This is a genomic window from Chryseobacterium nakagawai, from assembly GCF_900637665.1.
Lineage (GTDB): Bacteria > Bacteroidota > Bacteroidia > Flavobacteriales > Weeksellaceae > Chryseobacterium > Chryseobacterium nakagawai.
Genome location: NZ_LR134386.1, coordinates 4807323 through 4832412 on the forward strand (window position 1 = coordinate 4807323; position 25090 = coordinate 4832412).

Sequence of the window (25090 nt, forward strand, 5' to 3'; positions counted from 1 at the left end):
TTATTTCTTAGGGTTAATTTTTAATTTATTCATGAAAATTGCTGAAGTTATCAACAATGAAAGGGGAATCAGAGACAGGTAAAATGCCTGCTGCCCGCTGAATTCCTGAAACACAAAACCTGTAATGATTGAACCTATTGTTCCCCCGATGGCAGAGAAAACTACGATCAATCCAGACATCGCACTATGTAAGTACTTAGGGATGGAAGCAAGGATCACTGAGTTGATACTCGGATAAATCGGGGCCAGTAAACCTCCCATTAATGGAAATAAATACACTACAAGTGGTGCATTCAGCCAATTTGTACCGGCATCAATATGAATATTATGAGTTAGCGGAAGCACCAAAAGTAAACTTACAGCAAAACCAATGACACAGAATGATACAACATAGATCCAGCTTATTTTTCTGGAAAAGAAACCTGATAAGAATCTCCCCAATGCAAAAGCTCCTGCTAAAACAGCACCCGCTTGAATACTCATGGAGGTTGGAACTTTTAAAATTTCTTTATAAAAAGTGGGAGTCCATGTCTGGAAACTCTGCTCCACCAATACGAAAAGGAATGCACACAGTAAAAAGAACAATACTTTTTTATAGCTAAATAAACTTACGCTATTTTTTAAATCGCCTAATAAATCGGTTTTCTCACTCTTCGCTTCTTTTTCATTCAGTTTTGAAAACAATAAAAACAGGAAAGACAAAGCCGAGAGAATTCCTAAGATCCAATAAACATTAAGCCAATGGGTAGATTTCGGATTGTGATCGTCAATATATAAACTGAATAAAACATTTCCTGCCAAAACTCCGATCATAAAAAATCCTTCCAGAAATCCCATAAAGCTTGAGTGCTCTTTATCCGTTTCTGTTACCAAACCAATGGAGGTAAAAACAGAAATTTTAATAAGCGCAAAAGAAACTCCTACAATGGCAAATAATACTTTGAAGATCCAGAAATCATTGGTAAACGGCATCACAAAGCACATTCCGCTCACCAGAAATAGTGCAATCAGCATTGAATTCTTAATCCCAATTTTAGGAAGAAACGAAGCGAGAATAAATGAACAGATCGCAATCGGAAGATCTTTAAAGCCTTCCAGCACACTCGCAGATGATTTTGAAATCCCGAAGTTCTGCTGTACCTGCAAAATTACTGTTCCCACAGAATTCAGAAGAATTGCGAAAACAAAATAGTTCAAAAATAAAACCGCCTTGATGTTGAAGTTTTTCATTCAGGTTATTTCTTTGCGGCTAAGATAGAAGCATTTCTGTTCACAATAATTTAACACAATAAATCAATATTTGAACAATATTAATATAATTAGTATTTTTAGTGATTAAATATGATTAATTAAATGAAAGTTACTTTTGAAAGAGTAATTCCCAATGAGAAAAGCTCCTTTCGTACCATTCATAATAACTCTCCTATTTCAGAATTCAAATGGGAGTACCATTATCATCCCGAAATTGAGCTGGTATGTGTCATTTCCGGGAGCGGAACCCGTCACGTTGGCTATCATAAAAGCAATTATACACATGGAGATCTCGTTCTGATCGGTTCTAATATTCCCCATTCAGGATTTGGATTGAATTCTATTGATCCGCATGAAGAAATAGTCCTTCAGTTTAAAGAAGAAATTCTCCAGTTTCCCCAACAAGAAGTGGAAGCCAGATCCATCAAAAATCTGCTTGAACTTTCAAAATATGGCATCCACTTTCATCATAAAGTAAAGAAAGCTCTCCTTCCGAAATTAAAATTGATGTTGGAATCAGAAGGTTATAAAAGATATTTATTGCTGTTGGAAATTCTTTTTGAACTGTCAAAGTGTACAGACTATGACCTTTTGAATAAGGAAATTATGCCTTACACCATTATTTCAAAGAATAAAACGCGTCTTGAAAATATTTTCACTTATGTAGAACACCATTACGACAAGGAAATCAATATTGAAGATGTCGCAAAACTGGCAAACCTGACTTTACCGGCCTTTTGTAATTTCTTTAAAAAAGCAACCCAGATCACCTTTACAGAATTTGTAAACCGATATCGCATCAATAAAGCTTGTCTGCTGATGGCTCAGGATAAATCAATTTCAGAATGCAGTTATAGTTGTGGCTTCAATAATGTAACCTATTTCAACAGGATGTTTAAAAAGTATACAGGAAAAACACCTTCAGAGTTCATTAAAGATTATGCTCATAATAAGGTGAGTGTCTGAGTTTCTCGCAGATCACGCAAATTTTGCAGATGATTATGACTTTTGTGTTAATCTTATTTGTAAAATTTTATTTCCCACAGATTGCACAGATTTGCACAGATGCTTGCGGATAAGGATATTAAAGATTTTCTAAACTTATGTGTACTTCTTATGCTATATACTTTTAGCTTAAAATCATTTAAGTATTTCAAATCTTTTGTAACTTTTGTGGTAATCTTATTTGTAAAATTTTATTTCCCACAGATTGCGCAGATTTACACAGATGCTTGCGGATAAGGATATTAAAGATTTTCTAAACTTATATGTACTTCTTATGCTATATACTTTTAGCTTAAAATCATTTAAGTATTTCAAATCTTTTGTAACTTTTGTGGTAATCTTATTTGTAAAATTTTATTTCCCACAGATTGTGCAGATTTGCACAGATGCTTGCGGATAAGGATATTAAAGATTTTCTAAACTTATGTGTACTTCTTATGCTATATACTTTTAGCTTAAAATCATTTAAGTATTTCAAATCTTTTGTGACTTTTGTGGTAATCTTATTTGTAAAATTTTATTTCCCACAGATTGCGCAGATTTGCACAGATGCTTGCGGATAAGGATATTAAAGATTTTCTAAACTTATGTGTACTTCTTATGCTATATACTTTTAGCTTAAAATCATTTAAGTATTTCAAATCTTTTGTAACTTTTGTGGTAATCTTATTTGTAAAATTTTATTTCCCACAGATTGCGCAGATTTGCACAGATGCTTGCGGTTAGGAATATTATAGTATTGATTATCTCCAGGAAAAAATTTGCATGATCTCCTAAATCTGCGAGATTACTAATCAATCTATCGGAAACAAAAAAGCTGTCCTAAAAAGAACAGCCATATATTATAACAAGTAAGAACCGTAACCGGAAATTACTTCCATTTAATATTACATCCCATACTAGGTCTCTGAATTTCTTCCTGAGATTCTCCAGCTAAAAGATTTTCAAAAGCAATAATCAAATCTTCTCCGGTAACATCTTTGTTATTTCCAGGTCTTGAATCATCCATCTGGCCTCTGTATACAAGGTCTAATTTATCATCAAAGAAATAAAAATCAGGAGTACATGCTGCATCATAAGCTTTTGCAATAGCCTGGCTCTCATCAAATAAATAAGGGAAATCAAAATTTCTTTCGATTTGGAACTCAATCATTTTTTCAGGAGAGTCATCCGGATATTTTTCAATATCATTAGCATTGATCGCAATGAATTCAATTCCTTTTTCATTATAGTCTTCATACAATTCATTGATTTTATCAATTACATGAAGAACAAACGGACAGTGGTTGCACATGAAGATAACCAGCGTTCCTTTTTCTCCTTTCAGTTCTTCTAAAGACTGAAGTTCATTCGTTTTTGACGGGTTCGGAAGCTCAAAAAACGGAGCTTTTGTACCTAATGCCAACATATTGGAGGGAGTATTCATATCCTTTTTCTTTAGTTTCACAAAGATAAAAATTTCTTTGGTTAAATGGTAAGGAAGATGGAGGCTGGAAGATGGAACTTATTGAATTCTTAAAAAAAACATCCTCCAATCTACTTATTGACTCAGGCTATTTACCTTATTAATTTTTACAATGATTTCAAAACTATATACTTAAACCACTTCCACCACCGCATCTACCATTTTCCAATCAATTTCCTATACCTTCTTTTTTCATAAAAATCAAAATAACATTTGGAAGATATCTTCAAAAGTTAGTAGTTTTGCTAACACTGTTAGAAAAGAATATCATGGGCTTACATGAACGTCGTCAAAGAGAAAAAGAATCCATACGTGCAAGTATCTTGCAGGCGGCATTCACTTTGGCGAAATCTGAAGGCTGGGCATCACTATCTATGCGTAAAATAGCAGACGCTATTGAATACAGCGCACCGGTGGTGTATGATTATTTCGAAAACAAGGATGCTATTCTATTTGAAATTTCATTAGATGGCTTTCACAAATTACACATAGAATTATTAAAAGCACAACAGCAATATGATACTCCGGAAGAGCAGCTTATAGCTCTTGTAGATGCTTATTGGAACTTTGCTTTTAATAATAAGGAATATTACCAACTCATGTTTGGGCTGGGAATGCAATGTTGTGGGAAAGGACAGATGAAAAAAGAATTTTCTTCGTTCCAGGAATTGATTTATGAATGTACCTATAACATCATTGAAAAAAACGGATCGAATACAGATAATGCATGTCATATGTCTCACGCCCTATTTTCAGCGGTTCATGGGATGATTTCCATTATGATGATGCGTACAGGAGATATTCCATCTACTATGAATAAATCGACTTTGGATGAGACTGTTTCATCATTTATTAAGTCTTTATAATATTTTTTTGAACTAAAGTTAACGCCGTTAGGAAATTTAACACTTGATTAATGTAAAATATTTGTTAAAACCTTATTAAAAATAAAAAAACATCTATGTAAAACTCTACACGATTCGATTGTTAAAGGTACTTATTTTTTCTTTTTAAATTAACACCGTTAGCAAAATTAACATGATTTACACCTCACATCTTCATATACTTAAACATTAAAAACAATTTTCAATTATGGAAACAATCGACTTGATCGGACATTAAAAATCTGTAATTTTTTTTTAACAATTCATTAACACTGTTAGGAAAAAAAACAGCATTTATTAAAAAGAAACATTACTTCAATCTAACACTTTATTTAAAAAATTAAATTAACAATGAACATACCTGGAAAAACAAGGTTTATTGTACTTATATCAAGTATAATTCTTTTACAGAGCTGCACCAAGGCTGCGGAAGGATCCAATACTGCACCTCCAGCTCCTGAACTTCCGGTTTATACCGTTATATCTTCTCCTGCTACCACCTATCAGGAATTCCCAACTGCTTTAGAAGGGAAAAACAATGTGGAAATCAGATCTCAGGTTGATGGATATCTGGACAGAATTTATGTAGAGGAAGGCGCGTATGTAAGAGCCGGACAGCCTTTATTTAAAATAGATTCAAGAAGCTATGGCGAGCAGATGAATATGGCAAATGCTAATCTTCAGGTTGCCAACGCCAATATACAAAAGGCAAAAGTAGAAGTGGACAGACTTCAGCCTTTAGTTGCTGCAAAAGTTGTATCTGATGTTCAGCTTAAAACAGCAAAAGCCAACTATGAAGCCGCTATAGCTGCCGCATCACAGGCCAGAGCATCTGTTGGCAGTGCTAAAATCAATGTAGGATTTACTACGATTACAGCACCCGTAAGCGGATATATCGGGCGAATTCCTTTTAAAAAGGGAAGCCTGATCTCAAGAACTGATCCTAATCCATTGACTTTACTATCAGACATCAGTGAAATTTATGCCTATTTCTCTTTAAGTGAACTTGATTTTATTGCTTTTCAGAATAAATATCCCGGCGCAACTTTAGAAGAAAAGTTAAAAAATATGCCTATGGTAGACTTGGTTATTGCAGACAACAGTACTTATCCTGAAAAAGGAAGATTAAGCATTGTAGACGGACAGTTTGACAAAACAACAGGAGCCATCAGCGTACGTGCCGTTTTTCCTAATACCAACGGAACACTGAGAACCGGAAATACAGGAAGAATACGTATGCCACAACTGATTTCAAATGCAGTGATTATTCCACAGGAATCTACTTTCGAAATTCAGGATAAAACGTATGTCTATGTAATGGGCAAAGATAAAAAGGTAACCGGAAAACTTATTAAAATTTCAGGAAAAACAGACAGTTATTACTTTATCTCTGAGGGACTTTCACCAGGAGAAAAGATTGTCTACACCGGAATCGGAAACCTGAAAGACGGAGCTTCCATCAACCCCAAAGTTATTTCTTCGGATAGCTTATTAAGAGCAAAGCCGTTGTAACTGTTTAAACTTTTTTTACCACAAAAGTCACAAAAGCTTTTAAATAAGTATATAAAGTTGAATTGATTATGATGACAAGTACATATAAGTATTTGAAAATCTTTAAAACTTAAGTGTCAAAAGAAAGTGTAAGCAACTTAAAAAAATAAACTTCTTATGTTAAAACAATTTATAGAAAGACCGGTCCTTTCCACGGTCATCTCCATAATACTCTTATTATTGGGAGCCTTGTCTCTCTTTAATCTGCCTATCGCCCTCTTTCCGGATATTGCTCCACCGAGTGTCCAGGTAACGGCTTTTTATCCGGGAGCTAATGCTGAAGTAGTGGCACGTTCTGTAGCAACCCCTATTGAGGAAGCTGTAAACGGAGTGGAGAACATGACGTACATGACTTCAAACTCAAGTAATGACGGTACCATGACTTTAAGCGTTTTCTTTAAGCAAGGATCTGATCCCGATAATGCTGCCGTAAACGTACAAAACCGGGTCTCAAAAGCGATGAGCCAGCTTCCTCAGGAAGTGGTACAAGCCGGAATTTCAACGCAGAAAGTTCAGAATAGTATGATTATGTTTATGGGATTATCCAGTGATGATCCAAAGCAATATGATGAACTTTTCTTACAAAATTACCTTAAGATCAACGTAATACCACAAATTCAGCGTATCCCAGGGGTTGCTCAGGCTCAGGTTTTCGGAACAAGAGATTATTCCATGAGAATTTGGCTAAAACCAGATCGCCTGGCTGCCAACAATCTTTCTCCACAGGAAGTTCTGAATGCCATCAAAGACCATAACCTTGAAGCAGCTCCAGGACGTCTTGGGCAGGGCAGTAAAGAAACTTATGAATATATCCTTAAATATAAAGGAAAGCTAAACAAAGGCGAAGATTACGAAAGTATTGCCATTAAAGCGAATAGTGATGGTTCATTCTTAAGACTAAAAGATGTTGCAAGAGTAGAATTTGGTTCTTATACCTATACAGCAACAAACAGAGTAGACGGGAAACCCGTTGCTGGGTTTGCCATTTTACAAACTGCTGGCTCTAATGCCAATGAAATCCTGACTGAGATTGAAAAACAAGTAGATCAGTTCAGTACTACCTTGCCTAAAGGAGTGAAACCAATTATCATGTATAATTCCAAGGATTTCCTTGATGCTTCTATTCATCAGGTAGTGGAAACATTGGTGATTGCATTTATTCTGGTATTTATTGTGGTATTTATTTTCCTTCAGGATTTCAGATCTACTTTAATCCCAGCCATTGCCGTACCTGTCGCTATTATTGGTACGTTCTTCTTCCTTCAGTTATTTGGTTTCAGTATCAACATGCTTACTTTATTTGCATTGGTTCTGGCCATTGGTATTGTGGTAGATGATGCTATTGTAGTGGTAGAAGCCGTTCATTCCAAAATGGAACAAACAGGAATGCCTGTAGAACATGCTACTATGAACTCTATGAGCGAGATTTCCGGAGCCATTATTTCCATTACATTGGTAATGTGTGCAGTATTTATTCCGGTTGGTTTTATGCAAGGTCCTGCAGGAGTTTTCTACAGACAGTTCGCCTTTACATTAGCCATTGCCATTATGATTTCGGCGGTGAATGCTTTAACATTAAGCCCTGCATTATGTGCTATTTTCTTGAGCGATCCTCAGGGAGAACATGGGGAGCATGGTCATAAAAAAGGCTTTGGTGCAAGATTCTTCAATGCATTTAATGCCAGCTTCAATAACATGACCAAAAAGTACATTTACAGCCTCAAATTTTTAATCAAGAATAAATGGGTGGCGATCGGAGGTCTAGTTGTTATTACTGCTGCAAGTATTTTCATGATTAAAAAAGCACCATCAGGATTTATTCCAACAGAAGACCAGGGATTTGTTCTTTATGCAGTGAATACTCCACCGGGAAGCTCATTGGAAAGAACACACAGAGCGACTGAACAGATTGACAAAATTATTAATGGAGAAAAAGCCACCAATCACCTTTGGGTAGCCGATGGAATGAACTTCATCAGTAATGCGAATGCTTCTCCTTATTCTGCAGGTTTCATTAAACTGAAAGATTATGATCAACGAGGAGAAATGAAAGATCCGGATCAGATTGCTGCGGCATTAACAGGAAAAGTAAGCCAGGTAAAAGATGCCAATGCCTTCTTTTTCAACTTTCCTACGATTCAGGGATTTGGTAACGTTTCAGGTTTTGAATTTATGTTACAGGATAAAACCAACGGATCTTTTGAGCAATTGGGAACCACTACTCAACAATTCATTGGTGAATTAATGAAGCGCCCTGAAATTGCCTTTGCCTTTACAACGTATGCCGCCGGAAATCCACAATATACTATTGATGTAGATACTGATAAAGCCAATCAGCTAGGAGTTTCTATAACCGAATTAATGCAAACTATGCAGATTTATTACGGAAGCAGCTTCGTTTCGGATTTCAATAGATTCGGAAAATATTACAGAGTAATGGCTCAGGCAGATATTCCTTACCGTACGGATATTAATTCTTTGGAGGGAATTTATGTGAAAAATAAATCAGGAGAAATGGTACCCGCTAAAACATTGGTTACCTTAAAAAGAACCTTCGGGCCGGAAACTGTGACAAGAAATAACCTTTTCAATGCGGTAACTATTAATGGTACTCCAAAACCGGGATATAGTACCGGAGATGCCATTAAAGCTGTAGAAGAAGTGGCTCAAAAATCACTTCCGAGAGGCTATGGGTATGAATGGACAGGAATTACGCGTGAGGAGATCAAAACAGGAGGACAAACAACTTTTATCTTCTTACTAAGTATTTTATTTGTGTATTTCCTGTTAGCTGCTCAATACGAAAGTTATATTCTTCCGTTTGCCATTATTTTAACTATTCCAACCGGAATATTCGGAGTATTTGCCTTCACAGGACTGGCAGGAATTGATAATAATATTTATGTACAGGTAGGATTAATCATGTTGGTAGGATTATTAGCAAAAAATGCCATCCTTATCGTGGAATTTGCCGTTCAGAGAAGAAAAGCTGGAAGATCATTGATTGAATCGGCACTTCAGGCTTCAAGATTACGTTTAAGACCCATCCTGATGACTTCTTTTGCTTTCATCGTGGGAATGCTTCCATTAGTTTGGACGCAGGGAGCTTCTGCAAAAGGAAACCATTCTATTGGGTATAGTACCGTAGGTGGAATGCTTACAGGAGTAGTATTCGGAATTTTCATTATTCCTGTGATGTATGTTGTCTTCCAATATCTGCATGAAAAAATGCCAAGCAGAAAGAAGAAGAGACTTCTGAAAAAGCAAATGGAAGAAGAACTTCTGGCAACTCCTCATTAATTAAATAGTAACAAAAAATTGAATTTATAAACCACAAAAGTCACAAAATATTTCAAACTCTTAAGATATTTTAAAATTAAAATCTTGAATGTTAGAAGTACACATAAGTTTAGAAAATCTTCGATTTTCTTATCTACAAACATGAGTGTAAATCTGTGCAATCTGTGGGAAATAAACTATCTCAAAGTTTTGTACTCTATTAAGTCTATTAAACAAAAACTATGAAAAGACTAAAAAATATTATAATAACATTCGCCATAGCTTTAGGATCTGTTTCGTGTGTGTCAAAACTGGCATACACGGAGCCGGACCTTCCGCTACCGGAAAAATTCCAGTACACAGCCACTGCTGATACAGCAAGTATTGCCAATCTGGAATGGAAACAATTTTTCAATGACCCTATTTTACAAGGTCTGATTGAAAAAGGAATTAAAAATAATTATGACCTTCAAATTGCCCTAAAACAAGTAGCTTCTTCACAGGAAAAACTGAAACAGGCAAAATACATGCAATATCCGGATGTTGGATTTGGGGTGGCTGCACAAATTTCAAAGCCATCCAAGAACAGCATGAACGGACAGAGCTTGAATTTATTTTTAGGGCAAAATCATGTTGAAGATTATAATGCAGCATTCAATCTTTCATGGGAAGCTGATATCTGGGGGAAAATCAAAAACCAACAGGAAGTTTCCAGAATGCAATATCTGCAGACGTATGAAGGTTCAAAGGCTATTCAAACTCAAGTGGTAGCCGCTATTGCCCAGGGATATTACAATCTTCTGATGCTGGATAAACAGCTGGCAATTGCCAAATCCAATCTGGAGTTAACCAGTAATACTCTATTAATTACACAAAAAATGTGGGAAAGTGGTGATACAACCTCTTTAGGAGTTCAGCAAGCTACAGCTCAGAAACAAGCCATTGAACTTTTAATTTCCCAATTGGAACAGAATATTGCCATTCAGGAAAATGCATTAAGCATTCTGGTAGGTGAAACACCTAATAAAGTCAACAGAACGATTGAAATGTCTGACACTTCACTGCCTCAAAATATCATGGCAGGACTTCCAGCAGCTATGGTAAGCCGTAGACCGGATGTGCGTCAGCAGGAATTGGTTTTATTAGAGTCTAATGCTATGGTGGGAATTGCTCAGGCCAATATGTATCCTGCATTAAAGATTACTGCTAACGGAGGAGTCAATTCATTTAAATTTGATAATTGGTTTCAAATTCCGGCCTCATTATTTGGATCTGTTTTAGGGGGAATTACACAGCCTATTTTCCAAAAAAGACAATTGAAAACTGATTTTGAAGTCGCTAAAATTCAAAGAGAGAAAAATGTATTGGCATTCCGCCAATCCGTATTAAATGCAGTGGGTGAAGTTTCTGACGCTTTGGTTTCTAATGAGAATTTAAAAATTCAGGAACAAAAAGCAGCTGAACAATCTACCACACTGAAAGATGGAATTAAAAGTGCACAACTTCTTTACAGAGGAGGTTCAACCAATTATCTTGAAGTGATTACCGCACAGGGAAATTCTCTTCAGGCAGAGTTGAATCTGGCTTCCATTAAAAGACAAAGATTAAGCAGCATTGTAGATTTATACAGAGCACTAGGCGGCGGTTGGAAGTAGTAAATTAAATTATATTGTTTGAGATGCGGTTTTTTATGGACCGCATTTTTTTATTGTTAAATTATAGTAAATCAACATAAACTCTATGCTTTAAATGATCCCCAGGACATCTAATTATACACTGTCATTCTGAACGGAACAACGTGGAGTGAGGAATCTCTGAAACAATATACAAGATTCTTCCTTCGTCAGAATGACAAACAATACATATAGTCTTTGTCATTCCGAGGAATCTCAATGTCTATTTCAATTTTTAAATGACTAAAGAAATTAAATTTCATCAATGCGAATCAATAGATTTTAAGAACAGTATTCCTTAAAGCCAAGCTCCTCTACCCTCTTATAATATTAATAGTTCAAAAATTTATTTCTGAAACTGCTCAGTAATCCAAAGAATCAAATCCTCATAATCCCGCTGAGAATATCCCAACTGCAAATAATGAATATCATCAGCCTTTCTATACCATGTCAATTGGCGCTTGGCATATCTGCGGCTATTCTTTTTAATTTCAGAAACGGCAAATTCAAGATCCCATTCTTCATCTAAATATTTGAATAATTCAGTATAACCAACCGTATTCAAAGCAGTCAGTCCTTTGAATTTCTCCAAACCTTTTACCTCATCCAAAAGACCCTTTTCCATCATAATATCCACTCTACGGTTGATTCTATCATACAATTCTTCTCTTGGCGCTTCAATTCCAATTCTGATAACGTTAAAATCTCTGGAATCCTGAGAAACAGCAATCTGTTCAGAATATTTTTTACCGGTTTGCCAAATCACATCAATAGCACGTAAAAGTCTTCGGTGATTGTGAATATCGACTACTTCAAAATATTCGGAATCTAATTCTTTTAAAATTTCCTGAAGTTTTTCAACACCTTCCTCTTCCATAAGTTTCTGAAGCTTTTCCTGATTTTCAACATTGGCTTCAGGCAGATCATTCAACCCTTCAATCACAGCTTTTTCATACATCATACTTCCCCCTACAAGAATGACGGTGTTATGTTTTTGAAAAAGTTCAGTGAGTTTTTTCAGGGCATCTTCTTCGTATTGACCAATTGAATAGTATTCTTCAACGGAAAGATTGCCGATAAAATGATGAGGGGCTTCAGCCAATTCTTCTTCAGATGGTGCTGCTGTTCCTATTTTCATTTCCTTGAAAAACTGCCGGGAATCACAAGAAACAATTTCGGTATTGAAATGTTTTGCCAGATCAATTGCCAGTTTTGTCTTCCCTATTCCGGTGGGTCCTACTACAGAAATCAGATTTTTCATCAGTGCACATTCATTATTTTATCTGTAAAATAGAATCTTTTACAGATTTCACTGTGCTAATTTAAATGTTTATCTTTGTAGAACAATAAAAAACTATGATTTTATCAATGACTGGCTTCGGTAGAGCCGAAGGTGTTTTTGAAGGAAAAAAAATAACAATAGATATTAAATCACTGAACAGCAAGAGCTTTGATTTAAATATCAAAATTCCTTTACGTTACAAAGAAAAAGAATTTGAGATCAGAAAAATTCTTAACGATAGAATTATCCGTGGAAAAGTTGACTGCTATGTCAATCTTGAAAATCTTGAAGAATCTAATGATGTAAAAATTAATAAAGGTTTAATTGATTCTTACATCAATGAACTTAAAAATATTGCATCTGATGGTCCTAATTTTGAATACCTGAAAATGGCAGTAAGACTTCCGGATGCTATCACTTCAAGACCTGATGAACTTACAGAAGGTGAATGGGAAGCATTATCAAAAATCGTAAATGCTGCCGTCGACCGATTTGAAGAATTCAGAAAAACGGAAGGCAGCATTTTACATGAAGAGCTTAACAGAAATATTCAAAATATTGAAAAGTATCTGGGCGAAGTGATTCCTTTTGAAGAAGAAAGAATTGTGAGTGTAAAAGAACGTTACCAAAAGACGCTGAAAGAATTCGAAAATGTGGATGAAACCCGTTTCTACCAAGAAATGGCTTATTTCACAGAAAAATTGGATATTTCAGAAGAAAAGGTAAGACTTACCCAACATTTGAAATATTATAAAGAAGTAATGGACAATGAATCTTTCAACGGTAAAAAACTGGGCTTTATTTCTCAGGAAATCGGAAGAGAAATCAATACTTTAGGTTCCAAAGCCAATCATGCCGAAATCCAGAAATTAGTAGTGATGATGAAAGATGATTTGGAGAAAATTAAAGAGCAAACGTTAAACGTATTGTAGTAACGAGGTTGTAAGATATGCGGTCACAATTATTATTGAAAGATAAGTGACCCAAAACTTTAGCCCCGGAGCTCGAAACTCAAAAATATGGATAAAGTAATTATATTTTCAGCACCATCTGGTAGCGGAAAAACTACATTGGTAAAGCACTCCCTTGAAATGTTCCCTGAATTGGAATTTTCAATCTCATGCACTACAAGACAACCAAGAGGAAGTGAAGTACATGCGGTAGACTATCATTTTTTGTCACCTGACGAATTCAGACAAAAAATTTCAGAAGATGCCTTTGTAGAATATGAAGAAGTATACACTGATAAATATTACGGAACTTTAAAATCTGAAGTAGAAAAGATCTGGAATCTGGGAAAAGTTGTTATTTTTGATGTAGACGTAAAAGGAGGAATTTCCCTGAAAAAATATTTTGGAGAAAAGGCGTTGTCTATCTTTATAGAACCCCCATCCATTGAAGAACTGGAACGAAGATTGATTTCAAGAAATACGGATGATGCAGAAACCATCAAAACACGTGTGGAAAAGGCTGAAGAAGAAATGTCCTATGCCAACGAATTTGACAGGATTGTTATTAATTCCGATCTTGATGAAGCTAAAAAAGAAATAGAAAGTTTAATAAAAAGTTTTATCAATAATTAATGGCTGGAAGATGGAGGTCAGAAGATGAAAGTAATCTACTTTCATCAAAATCTAACTTCTAATTTCTAACCTCTAACTTCTGATAATAAAAAACATTGAGGTTGATATGAGTACCGAAACATTAGAAAAAGCTAAGTCTGCGATTCCCGTAAAAGGATTCCTGGATATAAAAGATATAGCGATTCCTCAGGGAGAAGAACTGGTAAAAGCTATTCTGAAACTTAAGGAAGAAAAAAATGCTGTAATTCTTGCCCATTATTACCAACCGGGAGAAATTCAGGATATTGCTGATTTCCTTGGAGATTCTCTGCAATTGGCAAGACAGGCAAAAGAAACCAACGCTGATATGATTGTATTCTGCGGAGTACATTTCATGGCTGAAGCTGCAAAAATCCTTAATCCAACTAAAAAAGTAGTTCTTCCGGATACGATGGCTGGATGCTCATTAGCAGACGGATGTTCAGGAGAAGGATTAAGAAAAATGCGTGAACAGCATCCAGATGCTTTAATTGCAACATACATTAACTGTAATGCAGAAACTAAGGCTGAAAGTGATATTATCGTAACAAGTTCAAATGCTGAAACCGTTATTGAAGCACTTCCAAAAGACAGACCTATTATTTTTGCACCGGACAAAAACCTAGGAAGATACCTATCTAAAAAGACAGGTCGTGATATGATTCTTTGGGATGGAAGCTGCATAGTACATGAAGCATTTTCAATGGAAAGAATTGCAAAACAACTTGCAGACAATCCTGATGCAAAAATGATTGCACACCCGGAAAGTGAAGAAGCTGTTTTAAAATTAGCGCACTTCATTGGCTCCACTTCTGCCCTATTGAACTTTGTAGAAAAAGACGATTGTCAGAAATTCATCATCGCAACAGAAGAAGGAATCCTTCACGAAATGAGAAAACGTGCACCACACAAGGAATTGATTCCGGCATTGGTTTTTGATGAAAGCTGTAACTGTTCAGAATGTTTCTACATGAAACGTAACACCATGGAAAAATTGTATTTATGTATGAAATATGAACTTCCTGAGATTCTTATTGACGAAGAATTAAGATTAAAAGCATTGAAGCCCATTGAGGCGATGCTTGATCTTTCGAAAAGCATAAAGTAAATATAAAAAGCACTGTTTTCACAGTGCTTTTTTATTTTTGATGAGTCCTATTTATTAAGACACCCCTCCATCCATACACTCCATACTTACAATTACGCAGGCTTTGCAATAAGTAGGAAGTGCCTGATAAGCACTGCATGGAGCATCATTTGGCCCTGTTCCATACGTTGTATGCTGTGGACATCTGTTGCAGTTTGATCCAATGGCACCATTTACACCTCCTAATTCTTTTCTGTTTAATTTTTTAAAATTTTTCATAGTAATCTTAATTTTTGATGTTATTAAATAGAATGATTATTTAGTGGCCGTAATAATCAGAATAATCTGGTCCATAGCAATCGGCACTTACATCAACGCAATTTCTACAAGTAGGAGATAATGCCCAAAAAGCCATACAGCCATTAGTATACTCAGGACCATCTCCATAATTTCCGGAGGTAGGACAGAAGTCACAACTTCTTCCTTTACCGTTAATATCCTTAAGCTTTGTTCGTGGTAATTTTCGCATGTTTAAATTTGTTATTAATTAATATTCTTATCTCTTATTAATAATTATTTATACGACCCTTCCTCAAAACAGTAAATACTTACTCCTACACAATTCTTGCTTTTGCAATAATCAGGTAACGCAAAATAATTCTCACATGTTCCACCATGTTCTGAGCCCGGTCCATACATAATATGGCTAGGGCATCCATTACAAATAGATGCATTCGCACCTTTAATAGTCTTAAGATGTTGTCTTGAAAGCTTGTTCATCCAATAAAGATTTTGAATGGTTTCAATTTGATTCAAACTACAGCATTGGAGCATAACATTTTCCACCGGGCTTCAGCCAACATCCCCATCTGCCTCCTCCCATAAAACATACAAGTTGCTCACTACCGCATGCTTCAATTTGGATTTGCGTTGCACCGCCGCTGATCCCTTTCTTTTGTTCTCTTGTTAATTTTTTCAAAGTTTTCATAGTATTTTAATTTTAAGATTATAGATAAAGAGCACTGTTATACAACAATGCTCTTATATTTTGAAAAATATTAATAACGGTCAAAACAGTCCATACTTACCAGTACTCTTTTTTTACAGCACTCCGGCAGCCCATAAAAGTCTCCGCATGATTTAGCTTCATTAGGACCATAAGGTCCTTCAGGACAATTTTCATAACAATTCCCTATTCCACCACCATTAATTGATTTTAAATGTTCTCTTTTAATTTTTTTTGAATTTTTCATTGGATTTCCATTATAGTTAATTAGATAAATGTAAGATTTTTAATTAATTGCACCAAATATTTCTCCATAAAAGGATTTAAAATATATTATGTTAAAACTTTGCCGTTCCAAAATAATTTGTACATTTGTTTAGTTATAATGAATTTTTCAAGAAACATATCTGATATTTCTATCCTGAAGTCACCTATTTCAGGAGTATCTACTGTTTCTACATTCACAACTACAACAACTACCCCATAAAGGGGTAAATTTTCACATATTATTTCCGGTACCTGTACTCTTTTTTCAAAGAGTAGCCCTCTCACTTTTCTAATCTTAAATAAATAATAGATGAAAATCTTAAAATTCGGCGGAACATCAGTCGCCAATTCTCAGAATATCCTGTTAGTGGAAAACATTATCAAAAAGGAATCTTCAAAAGACAATATTGTAGTCATTGTATCAGCACTTCATGGGGTAACAGATCTTCTTATTAACGCCGCAGAATATGCAGCTGTTAAAAATGAAGATTATTTGCAACTGCTTAAAAATGCGGAAGAAAAACATATGACCCTAGTCAAGGAACTTATTCCTGTTTTAGAGCAAAGTTCTTTACTAAGCTTTGTTAAAAAACACTTCAACGATCTGGAAGATCTATACGCCGGAATTTTTGTTCTTGGAGAGCTTACTCCAAGAATCAAGGATAAAATTGCCTCCTATGGAGAATTCCTGTCATCCAGTATTATTGCGGCAAGGCTTCAGCATCAGGAACTGGATTGTTTATGGATGAATGTTTCAGAACTTATCAAAACCGATAGCACTTTCACTCATGCGAAAGTAAATTTCAGCGCCAGTGAAAGCAATATCAAAAATTATATCAACAAGCATCAGAATCGTATCCTGATAGGTCCTGGTTTTATAGCCAGTGACGAAAAAGGCCATACAACAACATTAGGACGTGGTGGTTCAGATTATACGGCTGCTATAATTGCTGCTGCTATTCAGGCCGAGGAACTTCAGATATGGACAGATGTAAGCGGTATGATGACTGCAGACCCTCGCTTGGCTTCTTATGCAAAACCCATCGCAGAAATCTCCTATCATGAAGCTATGGAGCTTTCTCATTTTGGAGCAAAAGTTATTTATCCACCATCTATTCAACCTGTGATGGTAAAAAATATTACGCTTAAAATTAAAAACACCTTTGATCCGGAAGCGCAGGGAACATTAGTATCCCATAATCTGGAAATTTCGGAAAATGAGAAACATGAGGTAGCAGTAGGAATCTCAAATCTGAGTCATATTGCCCTTCTAACGTTGGAAGGCAGCGGAATGATAGGAATTCCAGGAATTTCTGCAAAACTTTTTCAGTGTCTGAGTCAGGAAAAAATAAATGTTATACTAATTACACAGGGATCTTCGGAACATTCCATTACCATAGCTATTCACGAAAAGGATAGGTTAACCGCTGAAAATACAATTAATGCATCTTTTGCAGATGATATCAATTTAAAAAGAGTTACTCCTGTTACTATTGAAACTGGCCTTTCCATAGTAGCATTGGTAGGAGAAAACATGAAAAGCAGAAGTGGTGTAAGTGCTAAAATGTTTGGATGTCTTGGCAATAATGGAATCAATATCAGAACCATTGCCCAAGGCTCATCAGAAAGAAACATCAGCGTTGTTATTGCTGAAAAAGATACCAGAAAAGCAGTAAATGTTCTTCATGAAGAATTTTTCGAATCAGCAATAAAACAAATCCATCTTTATATCTGCGGAACAGGAAATGTAGGGACCAAGCTTATCCAGCAGATCTATAACCAAAATCAATATCTGAGAGAAAACCACTTTATCAATTTAAGAATTGCAGGTTTATCTAACAGCCGAAAAATGATCTTTGCAGACAAAGGTCTTTCCGAGGAAGAATATATCAACTGGAATGAATCAGGTATTGAAGCATCAGCTCAAAAATTTGCCGAAGAAATCATAGCCCGTAATGTAAGAAACTCTGTCTTTGTTGATATCACTGCAAGTTCTGAAATTCCCGAAGTATATGAAGACCTCTTGAAAAGGAGTATCAATATTGTAGCCTGTAATAAAATTGCTGCTTCATCAGCTTTTAAAACATATGTAACCTTAAAGAATACCGCAAGAAACCACAACTGTAACTTTCACTTTGAAACCAATGTAGGAGCCGGACTTCCAGTAATAGGAACCATTAATGATCTTATTAAAAGTGGTGATAAAATAACTTCTATTGAAGCTGTACTCAGCGGAACATTAAACTTTGTATTCAATAACTATGACGGAAAAAGAACATTTTCCGAAGTAGTCGCTCAGGCACAAAAAGAAGGTTATACAGAACCAGATCCAAGGCTGGACCTTTCCGGAACAGATGTGGCAAGAAAGATTTTGATCCTTGCCAGAGAAGCCGGATATCCACTTCAGTTTGACGAAATTGAAAATATAGGATTTCTACCTGCAGCTTGTATGGAAGGCAGTGTAGATCATTTTTATGAAAAACTTACAGAATATGAAAGTCATTTTAAATCTCTATTTGACGATGCTCAAAAAGAAGGAAAAATATTGAAGTATACTGCAGAATTTAAAGAGGGGAAAGCTAAGGTAGGATTACAGCATGTGGCTCCGGGAAGCGATCTGTTTCATCTTTATGGAAAGGATAATATTGTCATCTTTAAAACCTTAAGATACTCCGAACAGCCATTGGTCATCAAAGGAGCCGGTGCAGGAGCTGAGGTCACTGCCAGTGGTATTTTCGCAGACATCATCCGTTCAGTTTAAAAACAAAAAATATGAAAAAAGTAAATTTAAAAATTCCTGCTACTGTTGCCAATCTGGTATGTGGATTTGATATACTGGGAATGGCTGTTAATGAACCTTATGATGAAATGGAAATCCGCTTATTGGAAACTCCAGAAATTATCATCAAACACAAAGATTCTTTTGGACTCCCTGAAAAGCCAGATAAAAATGTTGCCGGAGTTGTACTTTTAAAAATTCAGGAGCACTTCAACTTAAAGAATGGCTTTGAAGTTATTATTCATAAACATATAAAACCGGGAAGCGGCCTAGGTTCCAGTGCAGCTAGTGCTGCCGGAGCTGCTATGGGAGCTAATATCGTATTAGGAAACATTCTATCAAAGGACGAAATGATACATTTTGCTATGTTCGGAGAAGAACTCGCTTCCGGTGTGCGGCATGCAGACAATATTGCTCCCTGCATCTATGGAGGAATTACTTTGGTGAAATCTACAGATCCTATTGATATTATTCCATTAAATACGCCCGATTTATTTGTTACGGCTGTACATCCTCAGGTTGAAGTCAAAACATCTGATTCAAGACAGATTTTAAAGAAAAATATCACTTTAAAAAGTGCCGTTGAACAATGGGCGAATATTGCAGGGCTTGTTGCCGGTATTCAGAAAAATGATTTTGCACTGATTGGAAGAAGCCTCAACGATGTCATTATAGAACCTGTACGAAGCATTTTAATTCCAAAATTTGATGAAATTAAATCAAAAAGTCTTGAGCTTGGGGCTCTGGGAGGCGGAATTTCAGGATCAGGACCTTCTATTTTCATGCTGGCAGAAAATAGACAAACAGCTGAAAATATTGCTGACATGATGAAAACCATATATGATGAGATCAATATAGATAATTTCGTCTATGTCTCAAAAATTAACCCAATGGGAATAGAAATTATTGAAGAACAAAAATTAGATTAAAAGCAGATGAAGTATTATAATTTAAAAGGCAGGGAAGAAAATGTTGATTTCAGAACTGCAACCATAAAAGGACAGGGAAAAGATAAAGGATTATTCTTTCCCGAAAACATTCCTTACTTCGAAGAAGAATTCATTCAAAATCTTCACCAATATTCTGATGAGGAGATCGCTTATCAATGTATGAAAGATTTTATTGGAGAGGAAATTCCTTCAGAAATTCTTAAGAAAATTGTTGCTGAAACTATTAGTTTTGAAATTCCTTTGAAAAAAATAAGTGATGAGATTTCGATTCTGGAACTTTTTCATGGCCCTACTCTCGCATTTAAAGATATTGGGGCCGGATTTATGAGCAGATGTCTCTCTTATTTTTTAGAAAATCAACAGAAAAAAGTTACTGTTTTAGTAGCTACTTCCGGAGATACTGGTGGAGCTGTTGCCCATGGATTCTATGATCTTCCAGGTATTGATGTTGTTATTCTTTATCCAAAAAACAGAGTAAGCCCAGTTCAGGAAAAGCAACTTACTGCATTAGGAAAAAATATTTACGCATTAGAAGTTGATGGCAGCTTTGATGATTGCCAAAGTTTGGTAAAGCAAGCCTTCTCCAATAAAGAAATCAATAATCAATTATTTCTTACATCTGCCAATTCTATCAATGTTGCCAGATGGCTTCCACAGCAGATCTATTATCTGTTGGCTCTAAAGCAATGGCAATCGAAAGAAAGTAAAGAAGCTCCGGTCATCTGTGTTCCAAGTGGAAATTTCGGTAATTTATGTGCTGGAATTTTAGCCCATCTTCGAGGACTCCCTGCAGAACATTTTATTGCAGCCTGCAATGCTAATGATATAATTCCTGAATATTTAAAAACTAAAAATTACAATCCTAAAAAAGCTGTAGCTACTTTATCCAATGCTATGGATGTAGGAGATCCCAGCAATTTTATTAGAATTCTCGAACTTTTCAATAATGAATTTGATCTTTTGAAAAATAAGATTTCCGGGTATTCCGTGGACGATAAAGTGACTATACAAACGATTAGGGAAGTTTACAACAGGTATCATTATATTCTCGATCCTCACAGTGCAGTGGCATTTGCTTCTCTCGATGAATATATTAATGAAAATCCAGGTAAAAAGGGATTCATTCTAGGAACAGCACATCCAGTGAAATTTCCTGATGCAGTAGAAAATGCTATTCACACAAAAATTCAAATTCCTCAAAGCTTAAATGACTTAATGAAAAAGGAGAAAAAAACTGTAGAAATAAATTCAGATTTTGAAGAATTAAAGCGATTTTTGCTTAATAAAAATTAAGCAATGAGTAAGATATATCTTGAAGATGTAAAAATATATGCCTACCACGGGGTATTACCTGAGGAAAATATTATTGGCACCTATTATATTTTAAATGCAGAACTTCATACCGATTTGTGGAAGGCAGCAGAATCTGATGACCTGAATGATACCATAAGCTATGCAGATATCAATGATATTCTTCATCAGGAAATGAAAATTAAATCTAAGCTGCTGGAAAATGTTGCAGGAAGAATTATTATAAAAATACATGACCGTTTTCCACAAATCGACTATATCAAGCTTAAACTTACCAAAACAGCACCACCCATGAAGGGTGAAATGAAAGGTGCAAGTATTGAACTGGAAAAAAGTTTTAAACCGGAAAATTAAAATCCTTATTTTTATTTCATTAAAAAAATACAAAATTGAAATTTATTAAAATATTATTTCTAGCAGCATTCATCAATGCTTTCGGCCAGACAGGTGTTGATAATCAATTGGCCAGTTATAACTTTCCAAAGATTAAATCCAGCATTACCATGCCGGTGACAATCCCACTTTCAGAGCTTAGCAATATGGTAAACGCCTCTGTAAAAGATCTCATTTACCAGGATGATTCTTATACAGACAACAATAACGACCAATTTAAAGTAAAAGTTTGGAAAACCAGACCTATTCGTCTAGTTGGAGGAACCAGCCAAAATCTTCTCATTGAAGTTCCTTTAAAAATATGGGCCGAGAAAGGGATTGGAACTCTGGGCGTTTATTCTTATCAGAATACTACTTTTGAAACCGTAATGTCCTTTAATACAACCGTTACATTTAAAAACAACTGGACAATTACCACCAATACTCAGCCCAACGGCTTCCGATGGGTAACGAAACCTGTACTGGATTATGGAAGAATACAAATTCCGATCACCCCTATTGTCGAGAAAAGCCTAAGAGAACAACAGGAAAAATTCTGTAAAACCATTGACCAGCAGATGGCTACTCAACTAAATTTCCAGCAATATGCTGTTATGGCCTGGAATACGTTTGCTCAGCCATTCAATATTTCAGAAGAATACAATACCTGGCTGAAGGTAAGCCCGGTGGGCGTTACTATCACTCCTTTAAAATTTTATGGAAATCAGATCAATGCAACCCTTGGAATTGATATTTTTTCGGAAACTTTTACCGGAAATAAACCTGCAGCCTCACCTCCTGTAACTTCAGCAAGTAATTTTAATTTTGCTCCAACTGTTGCAGATAAATTCGTGTTACAGACTACAGCCAATATTCCTTTTACGGAAGCCAGTAATATGGCCAGAAAAACATTTTTAAATAAAGAATTTGACATCAGAGATTCCAAAGTAAAAGTGACAGACATCAGAGTTTACGGTGTTGATAACAGAATTGTTATTGAAGCACAGACAGATGGCTATATCAAAGGAACTGCTATAGTTTCAGGAATTCCTGTATATGATGAAACTAAAAGAAAAATTGTTTTATCTGATACGAAGTTCAAGCTTAAAACAATGAATATACTTCAAAAAACGGCTTCTCTTCTCTTTCAGGGGAAAATTGTGAAAATGATTGAAGAAGAATACGGCATACCAACTCAGGAATTAGAAGAGACATCCAGAAAAAGTATTGAAGATGCTTTCAACAAAGAATATTATAAAGGATTAAAGATGACCGGAAAGGTATTTAACCTGAAACCAAGCAAAATCCTTCTCAACAGTACAGGAATTACAGCTGTTATTGATACTAATGCTACCTTAAAACTACTTGTAAACGGATTTTAAAAGATAAAATTCATCTCAAAAAAAACTAATAACCGACCATGAAAAGAATTTTAAATATTGTTGAATACAATAAGGCCTCATTATGGATTAGGCTTGCCAATAATTTCATAGATGTTATCATCATATATATTATCAATTACCTCCTCTCTATTATCTGCAATTTTCTTTATAAAATAACTTCAATTGAGTTTTTCTACTTCTATAGTAATGGAAGCATTTTATGGAGTTTCTTTATTGGAAATTTCAACTATTGTCTTTATTATTTTCTGATGGAAAACTACTTTGATGGGAAAACCGTCTCAAAGTATATTACAGGAACCAAAGTAATCAGTACAGATGGTACAAAACCAACTACCCAACAAATTACGTACAGAACTCTTTCCAGGATTGTTCCTTTTGATGGACTATCATTTCTTGGGATAAATGGATGGCACGACAGCTGGAGTGATACACGAGTAATTAATCTGAAAAATTATATGTCTGAAATTCAAGCCAAAAGCGAAATTGACAGTCTAGGAGAGAAAGAAATTGCATAAAAACTTTGGTTTATATAGAAATTTAGCTATATTTGCACACCTCAAAAATGGTAAAACATGGTACTTTGGCCGAGCGGCTAGGCAGTGGTCTGCAACACCATCTACAGCGGTTCGAATCCGCTAGGTACCTCTTTAAAACCTCTAAATAAAATTTAGAGGTTTTTTTATGCAGTTTTATCTATAAAATTAGAAAGAACCAACTTGGTGATTCCACTCTTGTTTACTAAATGAATTAAGTTTTAAAAATTACAGTAAAAATTTCAAAGTCTTCAAAATAAAACAAACTCTTCCACATAGGAGGAGCTTATTTTACAACACAAAAAAAGAATGATGGATAGAAAATTATTTTCTCAAAGATAATCCAACATCAACCCTATCTTTACGAGTAATGCATATACAAAAAAAATCCTCGGAAATTCCGAGGATAAAAACTAATAACCATGAAAACTCAAATTAAACATGAGTTGCATTGGTATATTGAAAAATCGTGCCAAGAATTACTTTTTTTGAAAAAAAAATAAAATTTTATTCATAAACAGAGAAAATTAAATTAAAAAATAAACATCCAAAACATATTGAAATATAAATATATACAAATAATAACTCCACTAAACATAACAAATCACCCTCAAACTCAAAAATGATTAACAAATCAATAATTAAAAAAAACTTTAAAATAAAAAATTAAGTAAAGAAGAAAATTTTCAGAAATACAATATGTCGGTAAAGAGGGCACAAAAAACTACAACTTGTCACAATTTATTCTCTTATTTAGCATAACATTCAAATTTAATATCATTTCACAAAAACAATGAAAACAATATCAGACAGTGTTAAGCAAGATTGAAATAAGAGAATATAAAATAATACAAACTCTGTTAAAAGGTTCAATGATCATACATTTATCGTATGGGATCATCCTTTAATAAACAAAGAAGCATATATAAACTCTCGTTATCAAAAAAAGCCTCCAAACGGAGGCTTCAAAAAACACAAATGATGAAAAAAAAATTTTATATCAGAAATAAAAATTATTTTTTTTAATTCTTATTCAAAAATAGATTTTACTTTTTATCCGTTTTATGAGTACAGTCATAAAACTTTTAAACTAATTATTCTTTTACAGATATAGCATAATTTCCGCTTCTCTATGCTACATTTAAATGTTTTCCGAACAAGCAACTTAGTTACTATGGAATAAAAGAAGTTTTCTCAAAGATATTTCATCTATCTCTAAAAATACATGAGTTCAATCATAAACACTTCAAAAAAGAAAAGGCCTCCATGCGGAGGCCTAAAAAACACAAATGATGAAAAAAATCTATTCAGAAAAATCCAAACAGAATATCGTGTAAACTGTTTATATATTCCTCCCATTAAGGAGTTCTCATATATTCAACAGTATTAAT

At 34.9% G+C, this 25090-nt stretch carries 21 protein-coding genes and 1 tRNA gene; 15 read left to right on the forward strand and 7 right to left on the reverse strand.

Features of this window, described 5'->3' with window-relative positions:
• Positions 1-1230 (reverse strand): MFS transporter, encoded by a 1230-nt coding sequence (locus EL260_RS21570; protein ID WP_123857558.1) that lies wholly within the window; start codon positions 1228-1230, stop codon positions 1-3.
• Between the two features lie 123 nt (positions 1231-1353).
• On the opposite strand from EL260_RS21570, the gene EL260_RS21575 reads away from it, so the two are divergent.
• Positions 1354-2217 carry an AraC family transcriptional regulator gene (locus EL260_RS21575; RefSeq protein WP_123857559.1) on the forward strand — a complete coding sequence of 288 codons (864 nt, stop codon included), beginning with the start codon at positions 1354-1356 and terminating at the stop codon, positions 2215-2217.
• A 910-nt stretch (positions 2218-3127) separates the two neighbouring features.
• Here the strand turns inward: EL260_RS21575 and EL260_RS21580 are convergent.
• Positions 3128-3682: a thioredoxin family protein gene (locus EL260_RS21580; protein WP_123860598.1), complete on the reverse strand. Its 555-nt coding sequence runs from the start codon at positions 3680-3682 to the stop codon at positions 3128-3130.
• 308 nt (positions 3683-3990) lie between these two features.
• Between EL260_RS21580 and EL260_RS21585 the strand changes: the two genes are divergently transcribed.
• The 4 genes from EL260_RS21585 to EL260_RS21600 all read left to right on the forward strand — a co-directional run bounded on the left by EL260_RS21585 (position 3991) and on the right by EL260_RS21600 (position 11090).
• Positions 3991-4587: a TetR/AcrR family transcriptional regulator gene (locus EL260_RS21585; RefSeq protein WP_123857560.1), complete on the forward strand. Its 597-nt coding sequence runs from the start codon at positions 3991-3993 to the stop codon at positions 4585-4587.
• Between the two features lie 369 nt (positions 4588-4956).
• Positions 4957-6117, forward strand: coding sequence for an efflux RND transporter periplasmic adaptor subunit (locus tag EL260_RS21590; protein WP_123857561.1), 1161 nt, complete (start codon positions 4957-4959; stop codon positions 6115-6117).
• A gap of 156 nt (positions 6118-6273) precedes the next feature.
• Positions 6274-9456 carry an efflux RND transporter permease subunit gene (locus tag EL260_RS21595; protein WP_123857562.1) on the forward strand — a complete coding sequence of 1061 codons (3183 nt, stop codon included), beginning with the start codon at positions 6274-6276 and terminating at the stop codon, positions 9454-9456.
• A 221-nt stretch (positions 9457-9677) separates the two neighbouring features.
• Positions 9678-11090 (forward strand): efflux transporter outer membrane subunit, encoded by a 1413-nt coding sequence (locus EL260_RS21600; protein WP_123857563.1) that lies wholly within the window; start codon positions 9678-9680, stop codon positions 11088-11090.
• Positions 11091-11454: 364 nt separating this feature from the next.
• Here EL260_RS21600 and miaA read toward each other — a convergent pair whose 3' ends face one another.
• Entirely contained in the window at positions 11455-12369 is a 915-nt protein-coding gene (gene miaA, locus EL260_RS21605) for a tRNA (adenosine(37)-N6)-dimethylallyltransferase MiaA (RefSeq protein ID WP_123857564.1), read from the reverse strand.
• Between the two features lie 95 nt (positions 12370-12464).
• On the opposite strand from miaA, the gene EL260_RS21610 reads away from it, so the two are divergent.
• The 3 genes from EL260_RS21610 (at position 12465) to nadA (ending at position 15099) form a co-directional block, all read left to right on the forward strand.
• Positions 12465-13322 carry a YicC family protein gene (locus EL260_RS21610; RefSeq protein ID WP_123857565.1) on the forward strand — a complete coding sequence of 286 codons (858 nt, stop codon included), beginning with the start codon at positions 12465-12467 and terminating at the stop codon, positions 13320-13322.
• Between the two features lie 87 nt (positions 13323-13409).
• Positions 13410-13973 (forward strand): guanylate kinase, encoded by a 564-nt coding sequence (gene gmk, locus EL260_RS21615; RefSeq protein ID WP_123857566.1) that lies wholly within the window; start codon positions 13410-13412, stop codon positions 13971-13973.
• 106 nt (positions 13974-14079) lie between these two features.
• Complete coding sequence (gene nadA, locus EL260_RS21620; protein WP_068944588.1) at positions 14080-15099, forward strand: quinolinate synthase NadA; 1020 nt, start codon at positions 14080-14082, stop codon at positions 15097-15099.
• A 54-nt stretch (positions 15100-15153) separates the two neighbouring features.
• On the opposite strand, the gene EL260_RS21625 is transcribed toward nadA, so the two are convergent.
• The 4 genes from EL260_RS21625 to EL260_RS21635 all read right to left on the reverse strand — a co-directional run bounded on the left by EL260_RS21625 (position 15154) and on the right by EL260_RS21635 (position 16331).
• Entirely contained in the window at positions 15154-15357 is a 204-nt protein-coding gene (locus EL260_RS21625) for a bacteriocin-like protein (protein WP_123857567.1), read from the reverse strand.
• A gap of 40 nt (positions 15358-15397) precedes the next feature.
• Positions 15398-15607: a hypothetical protein gene (locus EL260_RS21630; protein WP_123857568.1), complete on the reverse strand. Its 210-nt coding sequence runs from the start codon at positions 15605-15607 to the stop codon at positions 15398-15400.
• Positions 15608-15895: 288 nt separating this feature from the next.
• Positions 15896-16066, reverse strand: a complete 171-nt coding sequence (locus tag EL260_RS25730; RefSeq protein ID WP_164466560.1) for a hypothetical protein — start codon at positions 16064-16066, stop codon at positions 15896-15898.
• Between the two features lie 70 nt (positions 16067-16136).
• Positions 16137-16331: a bacteriocin-like protein gene (locus tag EL260_RS21635; RefSeq protein ID WP_123857569.1), complete on the reverse strand. Its 195-nt coding sequence runs from the start codon at positions 16329-16331 to the stop codon at positions 16137-16139.
• Between the two features lie 330 nt (positions 16332-16661).
• Here EL260_RS21635 and thrA point away from each other — a divergent pair, with 330 nt between their 5' ends.
• The 7 genes from thrA (at position 16662) to EL260_RS21670 (ending at position 23811) form a co-directional block, all read left to right on the forward strand.
• Complete coding sequence (gene thrA / locus EL260_RS21640) at positions 16662-19112, forward strand: bifunctional aspartate kinase/homoserine dehydrogenase I (protein WP_123857570.1); 2451 nt, start codon at positions 16662-16664, stop codon at positions 19110-19112.
• An 11-nt stretch (positions 19113-19123) separates the two neighbouring features.
• The gene (locus EL260_RS21645) at positions 19124-20059 is read left to right on the forward strand and encodes a homoserine kinase (protein ID WP_123857571.1); all 936 of its coding nucleotides are present in this window, start codon (positions 19124-19126) and stop codon (positions 20057-20059) included.
• Positions 20060-20065: 6 nt separating this feature from the next.
• Positions 20066-21373 (forward strand): threonine synthase, encoded by a 1308-nt coding sequence (gene thrC / locus EL260_RS21650; protein WP_123857572.1) that lies wholly within the window; start codon positions 20066-20068, stop codon positions 21371-21373.
• A 3-nt stretch (positions 21374-21376) separates the two neighbouring features.
• Positions 21377-21745 (forward strand): dihydroneopterin aldolase, encoded by a 369-nt coding sequence (folB, locus tag EL260_RS21655; protein ID WP_123857573.1) that lies wholly within the window; start codon positions 21377-21379, stop codon positions 21743-21745.
• 35 nt (positions 21746-21780) lie between these two features.
• The gene (locus EL260_RS21660; RefSeq protein WP_123857574.1) at positions 21781-23145 is read left to right on the forward strand and encodes a DUF4403 family protein; all 1365 of its coding nucleotides are present in this window, start codon (positions 21781-21783) and stop codon (positions 23143-23145) included.
• Positions 23146-23183: 38 nt separating this feature from the next.
• Positions 23184-23681, forward strand: coding sequence for an RDD family protein (locus EL260_RS21665; protein WP_123857575.1), 498 nt, complete (start codon positions 23184-23186; stop codon positions 23679-23681).
• 59 nt (positions 23682-23740) lie between these two features.
• Positions 23741-23811, forward strand: a tRNA-Cys gene (locus EL260_RS21670).
• Positions 23812-25090: the final 1279 nt, after the last annotated feature.

What these genes read in the sequence shown, in the direction of transcription:
- miaA (WP_123857564.1), bottom strand. Translation starts at nt 12,369, where the DNA reads ATGAAAAATCTGATTTCTGTAGTAGGACCCACCGGAATAGGGAAGACA.
- EL260_RS21575 (WP_123857559.1), top strand. Translation starts at nt 1,354, where the DNA reads ATGAAAGTTACTTTTGAAAGAGTAATTCCCAATGAGAAAAGCTCCTTT.
- EL260_RS21585 (WP_123857560.1), top strand. Translation starts at nt 3,991, where the DNA reads ATGGGCTTACATGAACGTCGTCAAAGAGAAAAAGAATCCATACGTGCA.
- EL260_RS21630 (WP_123857568.1), bottom strand. Translation starts at nt 15,607, where the DNA reads ATGCGAAAATTACCACGAACAAAGCTTAAGGATATTAACGGTAAAGGA.
- EL260_RS21590 (WP_123857561.1), top strand. Translation starts at nt 4,957, where the DNA reads ATGAACATACCTGGAAAAACAAGGTTTATTGTACTTATATCAAGTATA.
- EL260_RS25730 (WP_164466560.1), bottom strand. Translation starts at nt 16,066, where the DNA reads ATGAAAACTTTGAAAAAATTAACAAGAGAACAAAAGAAAGGGATCAGC.
- EL260_RS21635 (WP_123857569.1), bottom strand. Translation starts at nt 16,331, where the DNA reads ATGAAAAATTCAAAAAAAATTAAAAGAGAACATTTAAAATCAATTAAT.
- thrA (WP_123857570.1), top strand. Translation starts at nt 16,662, where the DNA reads ATGAAAATCTTAAAATTCGGCGGAACATCAGTCGCCAATTCTCAGAAT.
- gmk (WP_123857566.1), top strand. Translation starts at nt 13,410, where the DNA reads ATGGATAAAGTAATTATATTTTCAGCACCATCTGGTAGCGGAAAAACT.
- EL260_RS21610 (WP_123857565.1), top strand. Translation starts at nt 12,465, where the DNA reads ATGATTTTATCAATGACTGGCTTCGGTAGAGCCGAAGGTGTTTTTGAA.
- EL260_RS21600 (WP_123857563.1), top strand. Translation starts at nt 9,678, where the DNA reads ATGAAAAGACTAAAAAATATTATAATAACATTCGCCATAGCTTTAGGA.
- folB (WP_123857573.1), top strand. Translation starts at nt 21,377, where the DNA reads ATGAGTAAGATATATCTTGAAGATGTAAAAATATATGCCTACCACGGG.
- nadA (WP_068944588.1), top strand. Translation starts at nt 14,080, where the DNA reads ATGAGTACCGAAACATTAGAAAAAGCTAAGTCTGCGATTCCCGTAAAA.
- EL260_RS21570 (WP_123857558.1), bottom strand. Translation starts at nt 1,230, where the DNA reads ATGAAAAACTTCAACATCAAGGCGGTTTTATTTTTGAACTATTTTGTT.
- thrC (WP_123857572.1), top strand. Translation starts at nt 20,066, where the DNA reads ATGAAGTATTATAATTTAAAAGGCAGGGAAGAAAATGTTGATTTCAGA.
- EL260_RS21595 (WP_123857562.1), top strand. Translation starts at nt 6,274, where the DNA reads ATGTTAAAACAATTTATAGAAAGACCGGTCCTTTCCACGGTCATCTCC.
- EL260_RS21645 (WP_123857571.1), top strand. Translation starts at nt 19,124, where the DNA reads ATGAAAAAAGTAAATTTAAAAATTCCTGCTACTGTTGCCAATCTGGTA.
- EL260_RS21665 (WP_123857575.1), top strand. Translation starts at nt 23,184, where the DNA reads ATGAAAAGAATTTTAAATATTGTTGAATACAATAAGGCCTCATTATGG.
- EL260_RS21580 (WP_123860598.1), bottom strand. Translation starts at nt 3,682, where the DNA reads ATGAATACTCCCTCCAATATGTTGGCATTAGGTACAAAAGCTCCGTTT.
- EL260_RS21625 (WP_123857567.1), bottom strand. Translation starts at nt 15,357, where the DNA reads ATGAAAAATTTTAAAAAATTAAACAGAAAAGAATTAGGAGGTGTAAAT.